The organism is Acinetobacter johnsonii ANC 3681 (genome assembly GCF_000368805.1).
GTDB classification, from domain to species: Bacteria; Pseudomonadota; Gammaproteobacteria; order Pseudomonadales; family Moraxellaceae; genus Acinetobacter; species Acinetobacter johnsonii.
The window spans coordinates 1799118-1816938 of sequence record NZ_KB849705.1 but is presented as its reverse complement, the minus strand read 5'-3'; the positions used below and the strand labels follow the sequence as shown (position 1 = coordinate 1816938).

At 39.3% G+C, this 17821-nt stretch carries 10 protein-coding genes and 1 pseudogene; 8 read left to right on the top strand and 3 right to left on the bottom strand.

Annotated elements, in window-relative coordinates; genetic code table 11:
* Positions 1-211 precede the first annotated feature (211 nt).
* The gene (gene lysM, locus F946_RS12870; RefSeq protein WP_004982938.1) at positions 212-685 is read left to right on the top strand and encodes a peptidoglycan-binding protein LysM; all 474 of its coding nucleotides are present in this window, start codon (positions 212-214) and stop codon (positions 683-685) included.
* 68 nt (positions 686-753) lie between these two features.
* Here lysM and F946_RS12865 read toward each other — a convergent pair whose 3' ends face one another.
* From F946_RS12865 to atzF, 3 genes are read right to left on the bottom strand one after another with little or no spacing between them, the layout of a single operon-like run.
* Positions 754-1458, bottom strand: a complete 705-nt coding sequence (locus tag F946_RS12865) for a GntR family transcriptional regulator (protein WP_004982936.1) — start codon at positions 1456-1458, stop codon at positions 754-756.
* 3 nt (positions 1459-1461) lie between these two features.
* Positions 1462-5064, bottom strand: a complete 3603-nt coding sequence (uca, locus tag F946_RS12860) for an urea carboxylase (protein ID WP_004982934.1) — start codon at positions 5062-5064, stop codon at positions 1462-1464.
* A gap of 20 nt (positions 5065-5084) precedes the next feature.
* On the bottom strand, positions 5085-6914 hold the full coding sequence (atzF, locus tag F946_RS12855; protein WP_004982931.1) for an allophanate hydrolase: 1830 nt from the start codon (positions 6912-6914) through the stop codon (positions 5085-5087).
* 1114 nt (positions 6915-8028) lie between these two features.
* Between atzF and F946_RS12850 the strand changes: the two genes are divergently transcribed.
* The 7 genes and pseudogenes from F946_RS12850 (at position 8029) to F946_RS12820 (ending at position 17666) form a co-directional block, all read left to right on the top strand.
* On the top strand, positions 8029-10857 hold the full coding sequence (locus F946_RS12850) for a type VI secretion system Vgr family protein (protein ID WP_004982930.1): 2829 nt from the start codon (positions 8029-8031) through the stop codon (positions 10855-10857).
* Entirely contained in the window at positions 10850-12382 is a 1533-nt protein-coding gene (locus F946_RS12845; protein WP_004982929.1) for a hypothetical protein, read from the top strand. Before F946_RS12850 ends, F946_RS12845 begins: the two co-directional genes overlap by 8 nt.
* 28 nt (positions 12383-12410) lie before the next feature.
* The gene (locus F946_RS12840) at positions 12411-13361 is read left to right on the top strand and encodes a hypothetical protein (protein ID WP_004982927.1); all 951 of its coding nucleotides are present in this window, start codon (positions 12411-12413) and stop codon (positions 13359-13361) included.
* Between the two features lie 54 nt (positions 13362-13415).
* Positions 13416-15917, top strand: a pseudogene (locus F946_RS12835) (RHS repeat-associated core domain-containing protein); the annotation flags it as partial.
* Positions 15918-16442: 525 nt separating this feature from the next.
* Positions 16443-16859 carry a hypothetical protein gene (locus F946_RS12830; protein ID WP_004982924.1) on the top strand — a complete coding sequence of 139 codons (417 nt, stop codon included), beginning with the start codon at positions 16443-16445 and terminating at the stop codon, positions 16857-16859.
* 205 nt (positions 16860-17064) lie between these two features.
* Positions 17065-17259, top strand: coding sequence for a hypothetical protein (locus tag F946_RS12825; protein WP_004982921.1), 195 nt, complete (start codon positions 17065-17067; stop codon positions 17257-17259).
* Between the two features lie 2 nt (positions 17260-17261).
* Positions 17262-17666, top strand: coding sequence for a hypothetical protein (locus F946_RS12820; protein ID WP_004982920.1), 405 nt, complete (start codon positions 17262-17264; stop codon positions 17664-17666).
* Positions 17667-17821: the final 155 nt, after the last annotated feature.

Sequence of the window (17821 nt, the reverse complement as noted above, 5' to 3'; positions counted from 1 at the left end):
CACCCACTTGGGTGGCTTTTTTATGCCTTTCAAAAATGCAAAGCGCCTAACTCACCTTTAAAGTCTGCTATTTACTCGGGTAACTTACAAAGCTTTACCTTAAGAGGACTATTCGCTACCAAATCTGTTGTCTTTTTTGGGTATAAAAAAGGGTGTCTCATTTTTGAGCATTCAATATAACAACACTGATATAACAAGATGGAGCATACACATGGGTCTTTTTGATTTTGTTAAAGGCATTGGCAAGAAAAACACAGCAGCAGCCGAGCCTCAAGCCGCACCAAGTACACCAGCAGAGCCATCTGCTCAAGAAATTGCTAACAAGTTATTGGGTCATATCAAAGCATTGGGCTTACCTGTGACGGGACTTTCAGTCAGCTATAACTCCACTACGGATTTGGCGACCGTGAAAGGGCAAGTTCAAACCCAAGCTGATAAAGAAAAGATTGTTTTAGCTGTCGGTAATATTGACCATGTGGCACAAGTCGATGATCAACTCACTGTGGCTAGCCCTGAACCTGAAAGTAAGTTCTACACGGTTAAATCGGGGGATAACTTATCGAAAATTTCCAAAGCATTTTATGGTGATGCCAACCAATACAATAAAATTTTTGAGGCCAACCGTCCGTTGTTGAAAGATGCAGATGATATTTTCCCAGGCCAAGTGCTGCGTATTCCTGCTTAAGTCCAAAGGTTTAAGAAAAGGCGCATGAGGCGCCTTTTTTATTTGAGAGTGGAATGTTGATCGAGTGCTTAGCGACTTGCTTTCACAACAGCATGCTGACTGAGCATACCTAAGGTAATTTTTTTGACTTCATCTCGACTTTGTTGAATGTGCGCGCTGATCTTTTCAACTGCGAGCTCTGCCTGTTGCTGTGCTATATACTTCAAAATGGCTTGATGCTCCGCATAGGTAGCTTCAATCCGATCTGTTTTTGAAAAATCGAGGCGCCGAATAATGCGAATTTTTTCACTGACCTCTTGATGCATTTTGATCATTTCTTGATTGCCAATGGCACGAACCAATGCGCAGTGAAAATCTTCATCAATTTTCGCCATGGCTTTTAAACTTGACAGATACTGCTCAGGTGCAACCATCCAAATTTTGTGTAGGTGTTTCATTTCCTTCGATGGTTGAGATGCACTGCTGCATAACTTTCGAATTGCGTACTGCTCAATCATGATGCGTAGCTCATACAGCTCATCGTAGTATTGCAAGTTCAATGGACGGACAGTCCAGCCACTACGAAATGCTACCTCTACATAGCCTTCTTGTTGCAGACGATATAGCGCTTGCCGTGCAGGCGTACGACTGACCTGATAGTTCAAGGCGATTTCGGATTCGGTAAAACGTTCACCCGGCATCAATTTGAAATCAAAAATATCGTTTTTTATTTGCTGGTAAACCAGTTCAGACAAATTGTCTGAACTTGAACCTGCACGTGTCATATTCGGCATGCGTTATTCCATATAAACTAAAGGCTCACCGCTATGAACGGTTTGTCCAGCCCGACAAATAATGGCTTTGACAGTACCATCATCCGCAGCGTACACCGGTAATTCCATTTTCATTGCTTCAATGATAGCAATGGTTTCACCTTTTTTCACAATCTGACCTTGTTCCACTAATATTTTCCAAATATTACCGGTCATCGAAGCATGTAGCGCTGCATAGGCGCTGTAGTCAGTCTCATCACGTACTTCTGCAAACAGGTGTTCTTGATGATCAACACTTTCTTTCCATAAGCCCACTTCAGCACTAAAAGCCTGTTGTTGCTGTGCTCTAAACTCGGCAATGCTGTCTTTTTCATCCTCAAGTAGTTGTAAATACGCTGCATAGTCAAACTCTGTGTCTTCAATGCGAATTTGTGCTTGACCATTTTCAAAGTCGGCACGCCATTGCTTTAACTCTGACTCAGATACGGGGAAGTATTTGATTTGGTCAAAGAAGTTTAGGAACCATTCTTTGTCGCCAAACTGTTTGTTCTTTTTAAACTTATTCCAAATGGGTAGAGTGCGTCCGACCAGTTGATAGCCGCCTGGAGAGTCCATGCCGTAGATGCACATATACATGCCGCCAATGCCTACGGTACCTTCAGCGGTAAAGGTACGGGCAGGGTTGTATTTTGAACTTAACAGGCGATGGCGTGGGTCAATCGGCACTGCACAGGGCGCGGTGAGATAAACATCACCGAGGCCTAAAATGAGGTAATGGGCATTGAAAATAATTTCTTTGACTTGCTCTCGGCTGTTTAAACCATTTATGCGTTGAATAAAATCGACATTGTTCGGTAGCCAAGGTGCTTTGGCACAGACACTTTCTTGATAGCGTTCAACGGCACCTAAAGTTGCACTGTCTTCAAATGCCATCGGGAGATGAATGATCCGTGACGGAATCTTGATTTGGCTTAAATCTCCCATTTGCTGTTCAAGCTTGAGTAGAAATTCGATCAATTGATGCTGTGGAAGCGTGAGTCCATCGTATTTGATTTGCAGCGAGCGTACACCAGGCGACAGTTCCAATATGCCTTTAATATTGGCTGTGCGAATGAGTTGCATGAGCTGATGAACGCGTAAGCGTAGCGCCAAGTCTAAAACGTTGTCACCGTACTCCAGTAAGATATAGCTGTCACCCGCTTGGCGGTATACCGTGCGTGGAGACACATCAGTTGCCTCTAAGCTGGCAAGAATTGCGGATGGTGGAATGTCACTGCTTGGGGGCTCAGAATTAAGTGCTGCGTGGGCAAAGTTTTCGATCCGTTCAATTTGTTGTTGTTCTAAGGCATTGGCTTGTTCAACAGTTAAAGGATAAAAGCTGATTTTATCATCGGCTTTAAGCTGACCCACTTTCCAAAGTTCAGCTTTGGCAATGGTTACAGGGCAAACGAAGCCACCTAGACTTGGCCCATCTTTGGCTAAAATGACAGGGAAGTCACCTGTGAAGTTAATTGCACCAATGGCATATTCACAGTCATGGACATTGGATGGGTGGAGTCCTGCTTCACCGCCATTTTCACGTGCCCAGCTTGGTGTTGGCCCTGACAGTCGGATGCCTAGACGGTTGGAGTTGAAGTGTACGGTCCATTCGGAGGCAAAAAACTCTTCAATATATTCGGGTTTAAAGAAGTCAGGTGCACCATGTGGTCCATACAGAACGCCAATTTTCCATTCTCTGCCGTAGCTTGGAATGAGTGCAGGAGATAGAGCTTGTGGTTCTTGCGGGGCTAAAGGGGTGTCGCTATTTGGATGGGCTGTATTGACGAGTTTGATCATGTCACCTGCACGAAGCACACGTCCTGCATGCCCGCCAAAGTTACCTAAAGCAAAAGTAGAACGACTGCCCAAATATAGGGGGACATCGAGCCCATGACGCACTGCTAAATAGCTACGACAACCAGACTCGACCTGTCCTAAGCTGAGTACTTGACCTGCGCAAATGTGAATCGGTTGCCAAAAGTCCACGGGCTTATCGTCGAGTTGCGCAGGGCATGGTGCACCTGTCAGTGCAATCACAGTGTCTTGGTGGAACTTGAGACTTGGGCCTTGCAGGGTGAACTCGAAACCTGCTGCGCTAGCATCATTCCCCACAATTTGATTGGCCAATTGAAAAGCATAGTCATCCATAGGACCCGATGGTGGTACACCAATATCCCAATAGCCAACACGTCCTGGAAAGTCCTGAATTGAGCTTTGCGTGCCAGCTTGGAGTACTTCAATCACATTCGGTACGTAGTCAAAGTCGTCTAGCAAACGCGTCCAGATTTGCATTTGTGCAAAGCGTTCATCAGAGATCACGCTATGTGCATAGTCTAAATTGGTGCTGATGCCATTTAAACGAGTTTGAGAGAGTACATTTTTTAGTTGCTCAATGGCTTGTGCACGGGTGTCCGCATGTACGATGATTTTGGCAATCATCGGGTCAAAATATTGCGAAATTTCTGTTCCTGTTGAAACCCATGTATCAACACGACAATTGTCTGGAAATACAACTTCGGTCAGTACACCCGGGCTAGGTTGGAAGTTTTTAACTGGATCTTCTGCATAAATACGCACTTCAATCGCCGCACCTTGCGGTTGGATGTTGCTAAGTGCCGTCCAATCCAGTGCATGGCCCGCAGCAACTTTAAGCATGCATTCAATCAGGTCTAAACCCGTCACCATCTCAGTGACAGGATGTTCCACTTGTAGTCGGGTATTGACCTCAAGGAAGTAAAATTCATCGCGTGCAGCATCATAAATAAATTCGACCGTACCTGCGCTGCGGTAATTGACAGATTTGCCGAGTTCAACTGCTGCTTGGTGTAGTTTTTGACGTGTGGCTTCGGGCAGATGAGCAGCAGGGGTTTCTTCCACAACCTTTTGGTTACGACGTTGCAATGAACAGTCGCGTTCGCCTAATGCAACCACTTGACCTTGACCATCACCAAAAATCTGAACTTCGACATGACGCGCACGGTCAATAAAACGTTCTAAAAATACGCCCGAATCTTTAAAAAATTGTGCACCTAAACGTTTGACGCTTTCATAAGCTTCAACTAAGGCTTGTTCATTATCACAGCGGGTAAGACCAATGCCACCGCCGCCTGCGGTGCTTTTCAGCATGATGGGGTAACCAATCTCTGTAGCCGCAGAAATTGCCTCATCTAAGCTTTCAAGTAAGCCTGTACCCGGTGTCATAGGCACCTGTGCAGCGGCAGCTAGTTCACGTGCACGGTGTTTTAAACCAAACTCTAAAATTTGTGTCGCGGTTGGCCCCATAAAGGCAATATTATTTTTCTCACAAGCCTCTGCAAATTCAGCACTTTCTGATAAAAAGCCATAGCCGGGGAAAATAGCTTCAGCCCCCGTTTTTTGAGCGGCTTGAATCAATTTTTCAATGCTTAAATAAGTGTCGGATGGTTTTAAGCCGTCTAGAGCAATGGCAATGTCCGCGTCTTTGACATGTTGTGCGTAACGATCACTGTCTGAATATACCGCTACACTGGTCATCCCCAGTTTTTTTAAAGTGCGAATTGCACGTACGGCAATTTCGCCACGGTTTGCAATCAATACAGTTTTAAACATTTTATAATTCCTAAATTTGACTAAGCTTGTTCTACTTTTGAATTGTTACGGTGCTGGATATAGGTGCGCCAACCGCCAAAGTGACTGATGTTTTCGGCATCGTTTAAGCCATAAGGTTCACAAATGAAACCTTTCACCCATCGACCGTCTGCCAGTTCGACATTGCCCATGCCCAGTGGTGTCGGAATCTCTGCGACAAATTCGCCAAAGCGAGCGGTCGGTACATCCCACAGTTCAACAATGATCTGCTGACCGTGTTCATCGACTCGGGCTAGACCGGGTTTAGGCGGGATCGCGCCATTCAGGGCAAACAGGGCATAGTGCTCAGCGGTATGCGTGGTTTCCACAAGCACAGCATCACGGGTGAGCAATTGGAAGTTCAGCGGCATTCCAGTCAGGTGTGCCCCAACCACCGCAACACGGATATGATGTGGAGAGACTGAGTTCTGTAGCTTTGGAATGGGTGCATAGCGGTCTAAAGCCCCCAGCTTTAAGTTCAAATGCATCTGCCAAATTTTTCCGAATTCAATCAGGGCTTGGTCATACCATGCAGGTGCAATTAGGCTGATGCCGAAAGGTAAACCGTCAGTGCGGAAACCTGCGGGCAGGGCGAGAGCACTTAAATCGGCGAGGTTGGTAAAATTGGTATAAGTCCCAAACTCAGAGTTCAGACTAATCGGTGACTGTTCCATTTCTGCAAGGGTGTGAATGGTTGGAGAGGTGGGAACAATCAATGCATCAAATTGGGCTAAAGTATCTTGAATTTTTCGGCTTAAGTCTTGCTTTAAGTACTCTGCGTTATAGGCATCGACTGCACTAAAATCATGACCTTTTTGAATGATTGCACGTACTGTCGGATCGAAAACCTCAGGCTGCTGCGCCAACAACTCGGCAACCGCCGCCGTACGTTCTGCCACCCATGAGCCTTGATAGAGTTGGGCTGCCAATTGTTCAAACGCTGAAAAATCAATTTCAGTAATTTCAGCACCGAGAACTTTTAACTGTTCTACAGCCAGTTGGAAGGCGTACTTAGCGTGGTCATCACCAAAGAATTCCAGTTTTTGGGGAATAGCAAAATGTGGTTTAGCCGAGAGTTTAGCAGGTGCAGTCTTTGGATGCTGGCGTGAATAGCTATCTAGCGCATCGTAGTGTTCTACCATTTGGGCAATGGTGTCGGCGTCTGTTACCGTTAATGCAAAAATCGAAATACAGTCCAAACTTTTACAGGCGGGGAGTAGCCCACGATTTGAAAAACGACCTTTGGTGGGTTTTAGTCCAATAATATTGTTAAATGCAGCAGGAACACGGCCAGAGCCTGCAGTATCTGTTCCGAGTGCAAAGGGCACTAAGCCACGAGCAACAACACTGGCTGAACCAGAGCTAGAGCCACCACTGACATAGTCAGCATTAAACGTGTTGCTGACTACGCCAAAGGGAGAGCGTGTCCCGACAAGCCCCGTTGCGAACTGGTCTAAATTGGTTTTTCCTACAACAATGGCCCCTGCATTTTTAAGCAGGCGAATGGTTTCTGCATCTTGCGTAGCAACAGTTGTCAGGGCCTTGCATGCGGCCGTGGTGACAAAACCAGTAACATCGATGTTATCTTTCACTGCAAACGGAATGCCGTATAAAGGCAATTCTTTGCTGAGGTCTGTGGCTTGATCTGCTTTTTGCTTTAAGGCTTCAATTTGTTGGGAAAGTATTTCTGTCGTAGCAATTGAAATCCATGCATGATCAGGTTGTGGTAATTGCGCTACATGGTCGATTAAATCTTCAAGATGAATGTCTTGGTTAAGATAAGCGGTTTGCCATTCTTGAAGTGTCCAGCCAATGCATTTGTTCTGACTCATTTTTTTGCATTCCAACTTGTATACATGATGGAATACAAAAATGCAGAATCTATGCCAATCTAATCAATTTGATTTATCTTTGATTATAATTTTTATAAATCAATTGGTTAAGAGTAAAGCTTTGGATTAATTGAGTGATTCTCAATGTTTTTAGAGTTGCACCAAAACAAGCGCATAGGGGAGCTAATGGTGCTTTTTATGATCAAACCTTGGGTAGTTTGACGTTAAACTATTTAAAAATAGGGTTTAAATCATATTCGTTTTTTTATGTGAATTAAAGCCAAAAGAATTGAGGTTAAAACATATTATAAAATAGGATGATTCAAAGAAAATATACACACTCAGTTTTTAATTTTTATGTATAACTTAATGTAATTTAAGCTATACCAAATCTGGAAAGTTGCAAGTTTCATTTAACTCTTGACCAATACAACCGTTGAAATTTGCAGAGATAATCAATAAATCACGCGTATAACTTATAATAAACTATTATTTTTATAATTTTTCATTCAGATTTTCTCATCTTTCCTGTGTAATTAATTCTATGCCATATATTGATATACATAAGCAGGCTGGATCTCAATTCAAACATCTGACGTGAATAATTGGGTCTTTTTTTCGAATAATAATTGATGTACTTAACTTGTATTTATCCTGCATAAGGTGATGATCTAAACTGTCTGTCGATAGCAGATCAATTGCTACTATGTATAAGCTATTGGTAGTAGCCTACTGTATCATCTATGAGGGAGTGCCTATATTGCCTGATAAGCAACAGCTTCAAGAATTGCGGGTTATGCAGAAGGTTGTAATTGTTAGCGGGTTAAATGAAGTTTGAGTAAATTGCAAACCAGTATGAAAAAAATAAAATTTTAGTGGTCTGGTATTAACTGAAAAACTTTAATATTTCTATAGAGGGCAGAGAAATGAACTGGGTTAAGCTGAATATGACTGGGATAATATCAAAACTAAAAAAATAGAAACTTACAGATGGATCGGTCATTTATTGAAAAAAGGCTCTGAAACTTAAAAATTCTATTAAAGTTACAAAAAATTAAAGAAAATTTTTGAGACTTTTGTACAATCAGCCACAACTTAAAATTTAATAATAACGATGCCCAATAATATTTATGCTGCAATAGAGCAACTTGGACTTAGTGCACAAAAACGTGTCATTCATATTCAGTTCAGCAATACTTCGCTCAACGAACAAGTATTCCTTCAGCGCATAGATGGAACGCATGAACTGAATGCAGGTATAGAGTTACAGCTCCTTTGCTTATCTACCTCCGCTCATATTCCGTTAAAGCAATTCATCGGTAGTCAAGTCGCTGTCGATATTGTCACTGAAAAATCAGAACTCAATCGTATTTCAGGCATCATCACTAAGGCGGATGTGGGGGCAAGTGATGGCGCTTTAACCATATATCGTTTAACCGTGGAAGACCCGACAGCTTTATGGAAGCATCGACGCAACTCTAGAGTTTTCATGGCGAAGTCTGTTGTTGAGGTGGTTCAAACTATTTTTGCCGAGTGGCAGCAACGTAGTCCCTTATTTGCTTCGAGTCTGACATTGGATAAAGGTGGTTTAAGCAAAGAATATGATGTGCGCCCATTCATTATGCAAGCGAATGAGTTGGACAGTGAATTTATTCAAAGGCTGCTCTCTTCAGAGGGGATTAACTGGCTTATTGATGAGTCTCAGCTCAAAGTGTCCAGTTCAAGTGAACCCATTCAGCCGCAAAAACTTAGACTGATTGATGACAACGCCCAATATCAAAGTTTAGAGCGACAGAATATTCGCTTCCATCGTAGCAGTGCTGTAGAAAGCAGTGATTCGATTACAAATTTTGTCGGACAGCGTTCTATACAACCAACATCTGTCCATATTCAACATTGGCAACCAAATACTTTAGAAGTAGAAGAAGGTGCGGGTTCAGTTCAAAGTAAACATAGTCATAGTGATAATCAAGACAACGCCAGCCTAGGTTTAGAGCAAGCATGGCATTTCTCACCTGCATGGATACAAGACCTTAAAGGTGAAGATGGAACGACCAAATCAGGCAATAGTCAGATTGAAAAGTTTAATCAAAATCTTGGTCATTATTACGACTTACAAGCCAAGCAATTTATGGCTACCTCGACCGTACGAGATGCACAAGTGGGTTACTGGTTTGAGCTCAACGAGCACCCTGAAATTGATCAGCATAGTGGTTCAGATAAAGAATTCTTAATCACATCCAAAAAATTCTATAATCAGAATAATTTGCCTAAAGATTTGACCGATCAAATCACAGCTTTGCTGAAACAAACCAATTGGCAACAGGCTGAAATTACGACAAATAATAAAGACGAACGCCAAGCCAATCACCTCGTCTTACAACGACGTAATATCACTATTGTTCCAGAGTATAATCCTCTGCAACAACGGCCTATTGCATCACCACAGCGCGCGAAAGTGGTTGGACCAAGTGGTGAAGAAATTCACGTGGATGAATGGGGGCGTATTAAAGTCCGTTTCCTGTTTACGCGTAGTGAAGACAATACTCACGATAGCGGTGCAGGTTCAAATGACAATGACACAGATTCTGCTTGGGTTGATGTGCTCACACCTTGGGCTGGTGAAGGTTATGGTGCACGCTTCTTACCACGTATTGGTGAAATCGTGGTTATCGACTTCTTTGATGGCAATATCGACAGACCCTTTGTGGTGGGACGCATCCATGAAGCACAACGTCATCCAAGCAAATTTGACAATACAGGCAAACTGCCTGATACCAAAAAACTGGCAGGGATTCGATCAAAAGAGGTTCAAGGCGAGGGCTTTGGGCAACTACGCTTTGATGACACGACGGGTCAGATCAGTACCCAACTACAAAGCAGTCATGGTGCAACACAACTGAACTTAGGGAATTTGAGTCATCCTAAAGAAACGGACACGAGTGAAGGGCGAGGTGAAGGTTTTGAACTGCGTACTGACCAGTGGGGAGTCGTCCGTGCAGGGCAAGGCTTACTTGTTTCCACGTATAAACAAGATCAAGCCAAAGGTGAGCATCTAGATGCTGAAGTTGCCAAGAAACAATTAGAAGGTAGTCAGACGAACAGTAAAGCTTTAAGTGATATTGCTAAAAACCAAAAGACTGATGAGATTGAATCGCTTGAGCAGCTTAAAGAGTTTGCAGAACAACTCGAGCAAAAAATTGCAAAATTCAAAAAAGCAGTTTTATTACTCAATTCACCTGATGGAATTGCGCTAAGTACAGCTGAAGATATTCATTTCTCTGCTGATTCACAAATTAATCAGATTGCAGGCGATAGTATCAACTTCAGCACCCAAAAGAACTGGATTGCTCAGGCGCAAAATAAACTGAGCTTGTTTGCTGCTCAAGGTGGGATCAAAGCCGTTGCCGCACAGGGTAAAGTTGAGATCCAAGCTCAATCAGATGCGTTGGATATACTTGCTAAAAAAGGCATCATTATTTCCTCGACTGAGGACCGTATCGAAATTAGTAGTCCTAAAGAGATTGTCATCACAGGGGCTACATCACAAATCACCTTAAACGGTTCAGGGATTTCCCTGAAAACAGGCGGTGAATTTAGAGTGAATGCAACACAGCATGTGTTCCAAAGTGGGGCCAGTGTAAAAAACCAATCTCCTGTGTTACCTAAATTTAATAATAAAAATTGGATTGCATTAGAACATTTAGATGCTGAAAATGAGCCATTTGCAAATTTAGGTTATAAAATTTATTTTGAAGGAAATCAAATTATAGAAGGAAAATTAGATGATCTTGGGAAAGCTCATCATGATAATGTGCCGCAAAAAGCAATTAAAGTTGAGTATGAGCAACGTGATTATCTAGATGAGCCATGGGGTTTATATGATTTAGTTTTAGATCAGTTGAATGAATTAAAAAAAGAAGTGAATGAAAATAATGACTGATTTCTTACCATCAAAAAAAGATCTACTTAATGCAATGGCTGCGATAGCAGCTCCAGTAAACAAGGCAATAAAAAAAGGACAGGAAACTCTCACGGATATTGCAGATTGGCTTTGGGTTGTAATTCAAGGTGATTTTGCTGAGGAACAATCTACTGCTCAAATTGTGACTGGTACTGTAATTTCAATGATCCCATTTGTAGACCAAATATGTGATGTAAGGGATATTTGTGCAAATTGTTCTAAAATTAAAGAAGATAATAGTAATCCATGGGCATGGATTGGTTTGATTCTAACTTTAATTGGACTGTTTCCTGTATTAGGTTCTCTCTTCAAAGGAATATTTAAAGTAGTTCTCGCTCCTGTTCGCCGTTTTATGCTGAGGCCCACAGCAAAATTAGCACAATTAACAGGTGCAAATATTTATAAAATTGCAGAACCGTCAATCGAAAGTGGTATTAAGGAATTAAATAAATTTTTGGCACGGCCCGCAGTCAAAAAAGCCCTAAAAGAAGCTAAAATTACTAATGTGTATAAATCTACTGCAACTAAAATTCGTGAAGTTAAAGGAAAGCTAACAACTAAGGAATTATTAGAAGTATTTGATAAGCTTGTTAAGTATTTGAAAGAAACAGTGAGTTTTATTGATAAGTATGCAAGTAAAGGCGTAGCACTTAAAGCTAAAAAATTGTTGAATGTCGTAATTGAAGTTAGAAATTCTGCGAATAAAGAACTAGGAAAATTTTTAAAACCAGTTCAAAATTTTTTAGAAAAGTTAGCAGTTCGAATAGATAAAGAAGGCGATGCTGCATTTAAAGCAACAACAAATGTAAAAAATTTAACTCGATTGAGACGAGTTTCAGATGCAGAAGAATTAGAAGCTTTTAGAAAAAGTAGACCTAATTGGGTTCATGTACTTCCAAAAAATAAAATCGTACCTTTTCCTGAAGCTAAAATTGACCCAAAAACCTCAAAAACTCCTTTACACCCAAGCTTAGGAAATGTTCAATTAGCTTTAAAAAGTGGTTTCTCTCATCCTTTAAAGGGTAAATATGATACTTTTGCAAAGGGCATGATTAAAGCTCAGACATTTAATGAAGGTGAAGTGTTAGTTCGCGTTTTAGCACCAGGAAGTTTGGATAATAGTATTTGTTGGATGAGGAAGTCCGAATTTGAGAAGTTAAAAAATAGAGAAGAATGGCGTGATAAATTTGCTGTATGGGCAAGTTGGAATAGTAATGGTGAATATTTGGAATATACGGTTCCAAAAGGTAAGAAATTATATGCATGGGAAGGTCCTGCGGCATCTCAAATACGTGGTGACTTTTATTTAAGAGGTGGTGGCGTACAAGTTGTACTAGACCCTAAAGATTTAATCCCATCGGGTTTAAGTAAGCGTAAGCTAACAGGTTGGGGGTATGGGACTGATACAACAATTGGTGATTTTTCAGTGGTAGGAGTTCCTACTTTAAAAACTCAAAGGGGAGATTTTTCTTTGGCTCCTCGTTTGGAACATAAATCCAAATAAAATTATAGATAATATATTGAGAAATAATATGATTTATAGAATTAATCCTAAAGTTGCTTATCTATTGGAACAATTTAGTTCATTAGAGTTTTTTGAAACCATGCGAAATAACTATCATCTTTTCTTAGAGGGTTTAGAAGAGTTGTTTGAAATATATATGCATAATCTTCCTTATAATCTAAGAGATTTACCATTGTCAGAACAGGCAGATATTAATTGGGGGGAGACGGTTTTACCAAATTTAAGAGGGACAATGGATCGAATAGATATTGCTTATGCAAAAATAAAATCTGGGGATTTCACTTATTTATACTGTGCTTCTGAGATTCGTTCTAATGATAAAGGTTTAAGTGAATTTTCTCTACATTGGATGGATGATTTACCTTATGAAAAAGTTAAACAATGTTGGGATTATTATTCAATTGCAAGACAGTACGCCTCAATTATAGAAAGTACATACCCTACATCTTGGGATATGGATACTCTCATCTACGATTTTAAAAAAAACGATTTATTTAATGATATTAAGCTTGATTTGCCGAATAGCTATCCAATTTACCGTATAAATCCAGAAATGATGGTTAAGTCTAATGAAAAATTAGAAAAAACAGGTATTTATTTGTGTCAAGACGGGGAGGGGGAGCGAATTGAGTTTATGGCGGCGAGTGAGGAGAAGGATAATGGTGTTGCCAGTGTTCTTGCTGTTGGACATGATCCTGAAACATATGAAACATTATATGCAGAAGTGAACTGGGTGTTGATTGAAAGAATTGCTGATGAAGGTGGTTCTGATAATTCTGTGTATGTGGAAAATATTAAGGCATTAGCTAGTCAAATTTGCCCTCAGTCAGGCAACTGGTGGAGCCCTGCGAATCAATCTCGATCACGATATTTTAATCAAGGGGAAATTTTTCCAGAAATTGAAAGTTATTGGGGAGAAACAATTTGGTATTTAGAGGTTACTAATAAAGTAGAATAAATGAGAAATAATAATTTAACATATCTTAAATATACAGGAATTTTAGTTATACCATACCGTATGGTTTACCCAGATGGGTTGGGCGAATGGTATTTCAGAGATGAATGTAGTCGTGTAGTTAGACATATTGATACTGACGCAGCGGTCAATAAATATGAATTTGGTGAGAATGGCAACCTAACCACAATTACCCAATCTGATGGCGACCATCCACTATGACTGTGATGATTCGGATCAACTCATTGGTATGGTGGATGCTGAACAAGGTCGTTGGTTTAAAGAATATGATGGCTCAGGAAACATAATAAAAAAATTGATCCGTTAAAAAGAGAAACAAAGTACAACTACAATGCTATGGGTCTTCCTATACAAATCACAGATGCGAAAGGTGGAAGCAAACAACTAAAATATGATGACCAAGGAAACTTAATCAGTTATACCGACTGTTCAGGTAAAGAAACAAAATGGGAGTATGACCTCAGAGGGCGAGTGACTTCAGTCGAGAATGCTTTAAAAAATAAAGTTGAATATTTTTATAGTGATTTTACGGCTGAAAAAAGAGAACCTCTTGAACAAGGTTTGCCATTAAACTCGTTTGGTCAATTAGAAAAGATTAAATATAGCGATGTATTAGAAGAACATTTTATTCATGATGCCGAAGGCCGACTGTTGGTTTATATCGACCCAACTGGGAAAAAAACACGTTATGACTATGACCCAGCAGGTTTAATTTCTTATCGTATTGACCCTCTGGGGTATAAGATTAAATATGAGTGGGATAAGTTAAGCCGACTCAAACGATTAATCAATGAAAATGGTGCAGCCTTTGAGTTCTTTTATGATGTAGCTGGCCGCTTAATCAAAGAAATTGATTTTGATGGCAAAGAAACCCTGTATCAATATGACGAGACAAATGGTCAACTTCAAACCAGTATCGAAGTTGCTATGCTTCAAGGGCAAAACTTGTCTGGAAAGCTGGCACCAAAAGATCGTATTCAGCACTTCGTTATCGATAGTATGGGGCGGCTTGAACAACGTACTTCTGGTTTTGGATACAAAAGTCAAAATGAATTAGAAGAACAGCAGTTAGAAGAGTTTGCCTATAACAGCCATGGTCAAATTTTATTGGCAAAAAATGCAGAGAGTAAGGTTGAGTGGTTCTATGATGTTGTGGGTAATTTAGTCCGAGAGCATATTCAAGACAACAAAACTCATAAGACAGCAGTGTGGAAACATGGCTACGATGAAATCAATGACCGTATTAAAACGATACGCCCAGATGGACAAGATATTGATTGGTTGACTTATGGAACGGGTCATGTCCATAGCTTAATTTTAAATGGCCAAGATATTGTTAGCTTCGAACGCGATGATTTGCATCGCGAAATTGCACGACATTATGCAAACGGTTTAAGCCAATTTGAACACTTTGATGAACAGGGGCGGTTGAGTCAGCAACAAATCGTACAAGGCCATGAAAATGGCTATGCAAATGCGCAATTGCAACAAGAACAAAATGCTGTTCAAGACACTACAAGTCTATTATCACGTGTCTATCGTTATGATAAATCTGGTCAGCTTGCTCAAATTCAGGACAGCCGCCGTGGTGATATTCATTATAAATATGATCCACTTGGGCGTTTACTTGAAGCAACGTCTAAGTTCGGTAAAGAAAAATTTAGTTTTGACCCTGCGAGTAATTTAATAGACCGACATCTGGAACAGCAAAATCAAATTCACGAACATAGAACAGATGAAAACCAGTATGGCTATTTGAAGTTGGTCAATAATGTTGTTCGTCAATATTTAGATCAACAATATCAATATGATGCTTATGGACAGTTGACTACTCAAAAATCAAATCAAGGGGATTTAAACTTATCTTGGGATGTTTTAGGTCGTTTGGTTCGAAGTCGTAATACTGAATATACGGCTGAATATCGTTACGATGCGATGGGGCGACGTTTAGCAAAAAGAAGTAAGCACCATCATACAGGTCAAGAGTTGGATTTTGTTTATGGATGGGATGGTGATACGTTAGCATATGAGTCAAATACCAAGCATTATATTTATGAAAAAGACAGCTTTACTCCCTTAATTCAAGCCGTTTATCAAACGCCTATACAGGTGCATACAACACCTGTTTGGGATGATAAATATAGTTTTACTCGTGATTTACTTTGGAAAAAGACTCAGAGTAGTCAAGGCTTTGATGATGTTTGGTTCTATCACTGTGACCATTTGGGGACTCCACAAGAGATGAGTGATCTTAGTGGTCAGATCATTTGGAAGGCACAATATAAAGCTTGGGGTGAATGTAAAGCAGAGAAAGTGAAATCAAACTTCTTTGAAAATAGTGAAATCATTTCAAATAATATTCGCTTCCAAGGGCAGTATTTTGATGAAGAAACAGGGTTTCACTATAACCGTCATCGTTACTACTCGCCTTACGTAGGGCGCTTTATTTCTAAAGATCCAATTGGGCTTTTAGGTGGGCATAATGTTTATGCTTATGCGCCGAATCCTATTGATTGGGTTGATCCGAGAGGGTTAGCAAGAGTAAAAGGTTCGAAAGGAAGTAGTGGAAAGGGGGGAGCGGTTTCATCTAAGAAGAAACCTTGTCCAGGCAATCCTTGTGAAGGACGAAATCCTTCAGCATCTGCGAGATCATGGCAAGGTAAAGACCCTTACCTAGGTAAAGATAGTTATAAAAATGTAGTTTTAAAAAAAGGAACAATTTTATATACATTACATCCCCATGGAAGAGATGAAAATCCTTTAAAAAATCCAACTCCTAATTATTTTGGTAAAACTCAGCAAGTATTGAAAATGCAAGGTAAAGGAGCAAGAGCATATAATGATGCATTACAATTATCTCATGATGAAAATACACCTGGCTCAAGATATAAAGTGAGGAAGCAGTTACACCAATTTGTAGTTGCTCAAGATATTTGTATTGCACAAGGTTTTGCTAAAGAAAATCCGCATTTAGGAACGGGTGGTGGACAGCAGATATTTGTAATGAATAAAGATAAAAATTATTTGGAAGCAACTGGTAAATTATTTAATTTGGAGTAGATAATGAATTTAGAGCTAAATAAATCAACAGGAAATCTATTTGTTAATAAGAGTGAGTTTTTTTTTGATAATGAACAATTTATTTCAAATAATATTTTTTTGAAAAAACATCTTAAAGTGAATGGTTTTGATACTTATGGCTTTGAAGTTGTTTTTTTTGAATGTAATTTTAGTTTGAATATTATATTTAAGGATGGTGATTTTGTTAGATATTTTTTCTTAACATTTGATGAGGATTGTTATGATGATACTTGTTTAAAAAAGAAACTTGTAGAGTTAAGTGGTTTCGTTACAAAAGAAGTAAACATAAAACCAAAAAAACAAGAGTGGAAATCATTTTTCGAACTGGAATGGGGTAGTATAGAGTTAAATGCGATTAGGCAAGATTATTCAATTACAATGAAGATTCATAATGTATAAATATAATTTTTATAAGAAAGAGTAACACTGTTATAACTGTCATTATCATTGTTAATTTTATGTAGATCATTTTATTTCAAAAGATCTAATTGGGCTTCTAAATAGGTGTAATGTATATGCTTATGCTTCGAATCTTATTGAGTGAATCAAGGTGAAGGAAGCGGAGTGTTAGTTAAGCACGCAAGTGGGTAGGCTAAAAATAGTAATGTCTAAATCTTTAGTTGCTTGCACTGAAAAATATCCTACTAAAACGGCAATATTATGGGAAAGAATATCTCTTTTTTATGAGGTTGTTCTCTATAAAATTGATATCTTTGGATTGGTGGGGGCACAAATTTTCATTGAAAATACTGATAATAAAAATTTTAAATTATCATTTAACTTTAATTATGAGAAATAGGTATGGATTGTAAAGTTGTTTTAGATAGTAAAAAGATCTTAGTGGACAGAGATGAATTAAATTTTGGAGCTAATATTTTTCCAATGTCTTTATTTGAAGAAGATGTTAGTAGTTATAGATTTAGAAAAATAGATCTTAAATATTTGAGTGATGATATTGAATTACTGATCTCGAAAAGTAGCAATACTGTATATGTTCTATTTGAAAAATCTGATTTTTTTGATAATCATTTATTAAAATCAAAAATATTAAAAAGGTTTAAGAAAAAATATGTGTTAACTGATGATGACTTTATTGTTGAGCACCCAACTAAAGTTTCATTAAAAAAAGAGAAGCATAACTGGGACGAGATAAATTTTTCTTATGATCCGAGGCAAGGTGATATTTCTATGAGTTTGTATTTTTAATTAATATTCTGTGCTGGGTGAATTTTGATTGGTTGCTGTCTAGGTTTTGTAAAATTTTAGTTAATTGAAATAATTAATAAAAGCTTATATCGAATAAATAATTTTTTTTTGTAATAAATTTTATTTAAGGTTTCTTTGTTGTTGTTATTTTTTAT

Excerpts from the sequence above, each read along its gene's own strand:
- lysM (WP_004982938.1), top strand. The coding sequence starts at position 212 with ATGGGTCTTTTTGATTTTGTTAAAGGCATTGGCAAGAAAAACACAGCA.
- F946_RS12865 (WP_004982936.1), bottom strand. The coding sequence starts at position 1,458 with ATGCCGAATATGACACGTGCAGGTTCAAGTTCAGACAATTTGTCTGAA.
- uca (WP_004982934.1), bottom strand. The coding sequence starts at position 5,064 with ATGTTTAAAACTGTATTGATTGCAAACCGTGGCGAAATTGCCGTACGT.
- atzF (WP_004982931.1), bottom strand. The coding sequence starts at position 6,914 with ATGAGTCAGAACAAATGCATTGGCTGGACACTTCAAGAATGGCAAACC.
- F946_RS12850 (WP_004982930.1), top strand. The coding sequence starts at position 8,029 with ATGCCCAATAATATTTATGCTGCAATAGAGCAACTTGGACTTAGTGCA.
- F946_RS12845 (WP_004982929.1), top strand. The coding sequence starts at position 10,850 with ATGACTGATTTCTTACCATCAAAAAAAGATCTACTTAATGCAATGGCT.
- F946_RS12840 (WP_004982927.1), top strand. The coding sequence starts at position 12,411 with ATGATTTATAGAATTAATCCTAAAGTTGCTTATCTATTGGAACAATTT.
- F946_RS12830 (WP_004982924.1), top strand. The coding sequence starts at position 16,443 with ATGAATTTAGAGCTAAATAAATCAACAGGAAATCTATTTGTTAATAAG.
- F946_RS12825 (WP_004982921.1), top strand. The coding sequence starts at position 17,065 with ATGTCTAAATCTTTAGTTGCTTGCACTGAAAAATATCCTACTAAAACG.
- F946_RS12820 (WP_004982920.1), top strand. The coding sequence starts at position 17,262 with ATGGATTGTAAAGTTGTTTTAGATAGTAAAAAGATCTTAGTGGACAGA.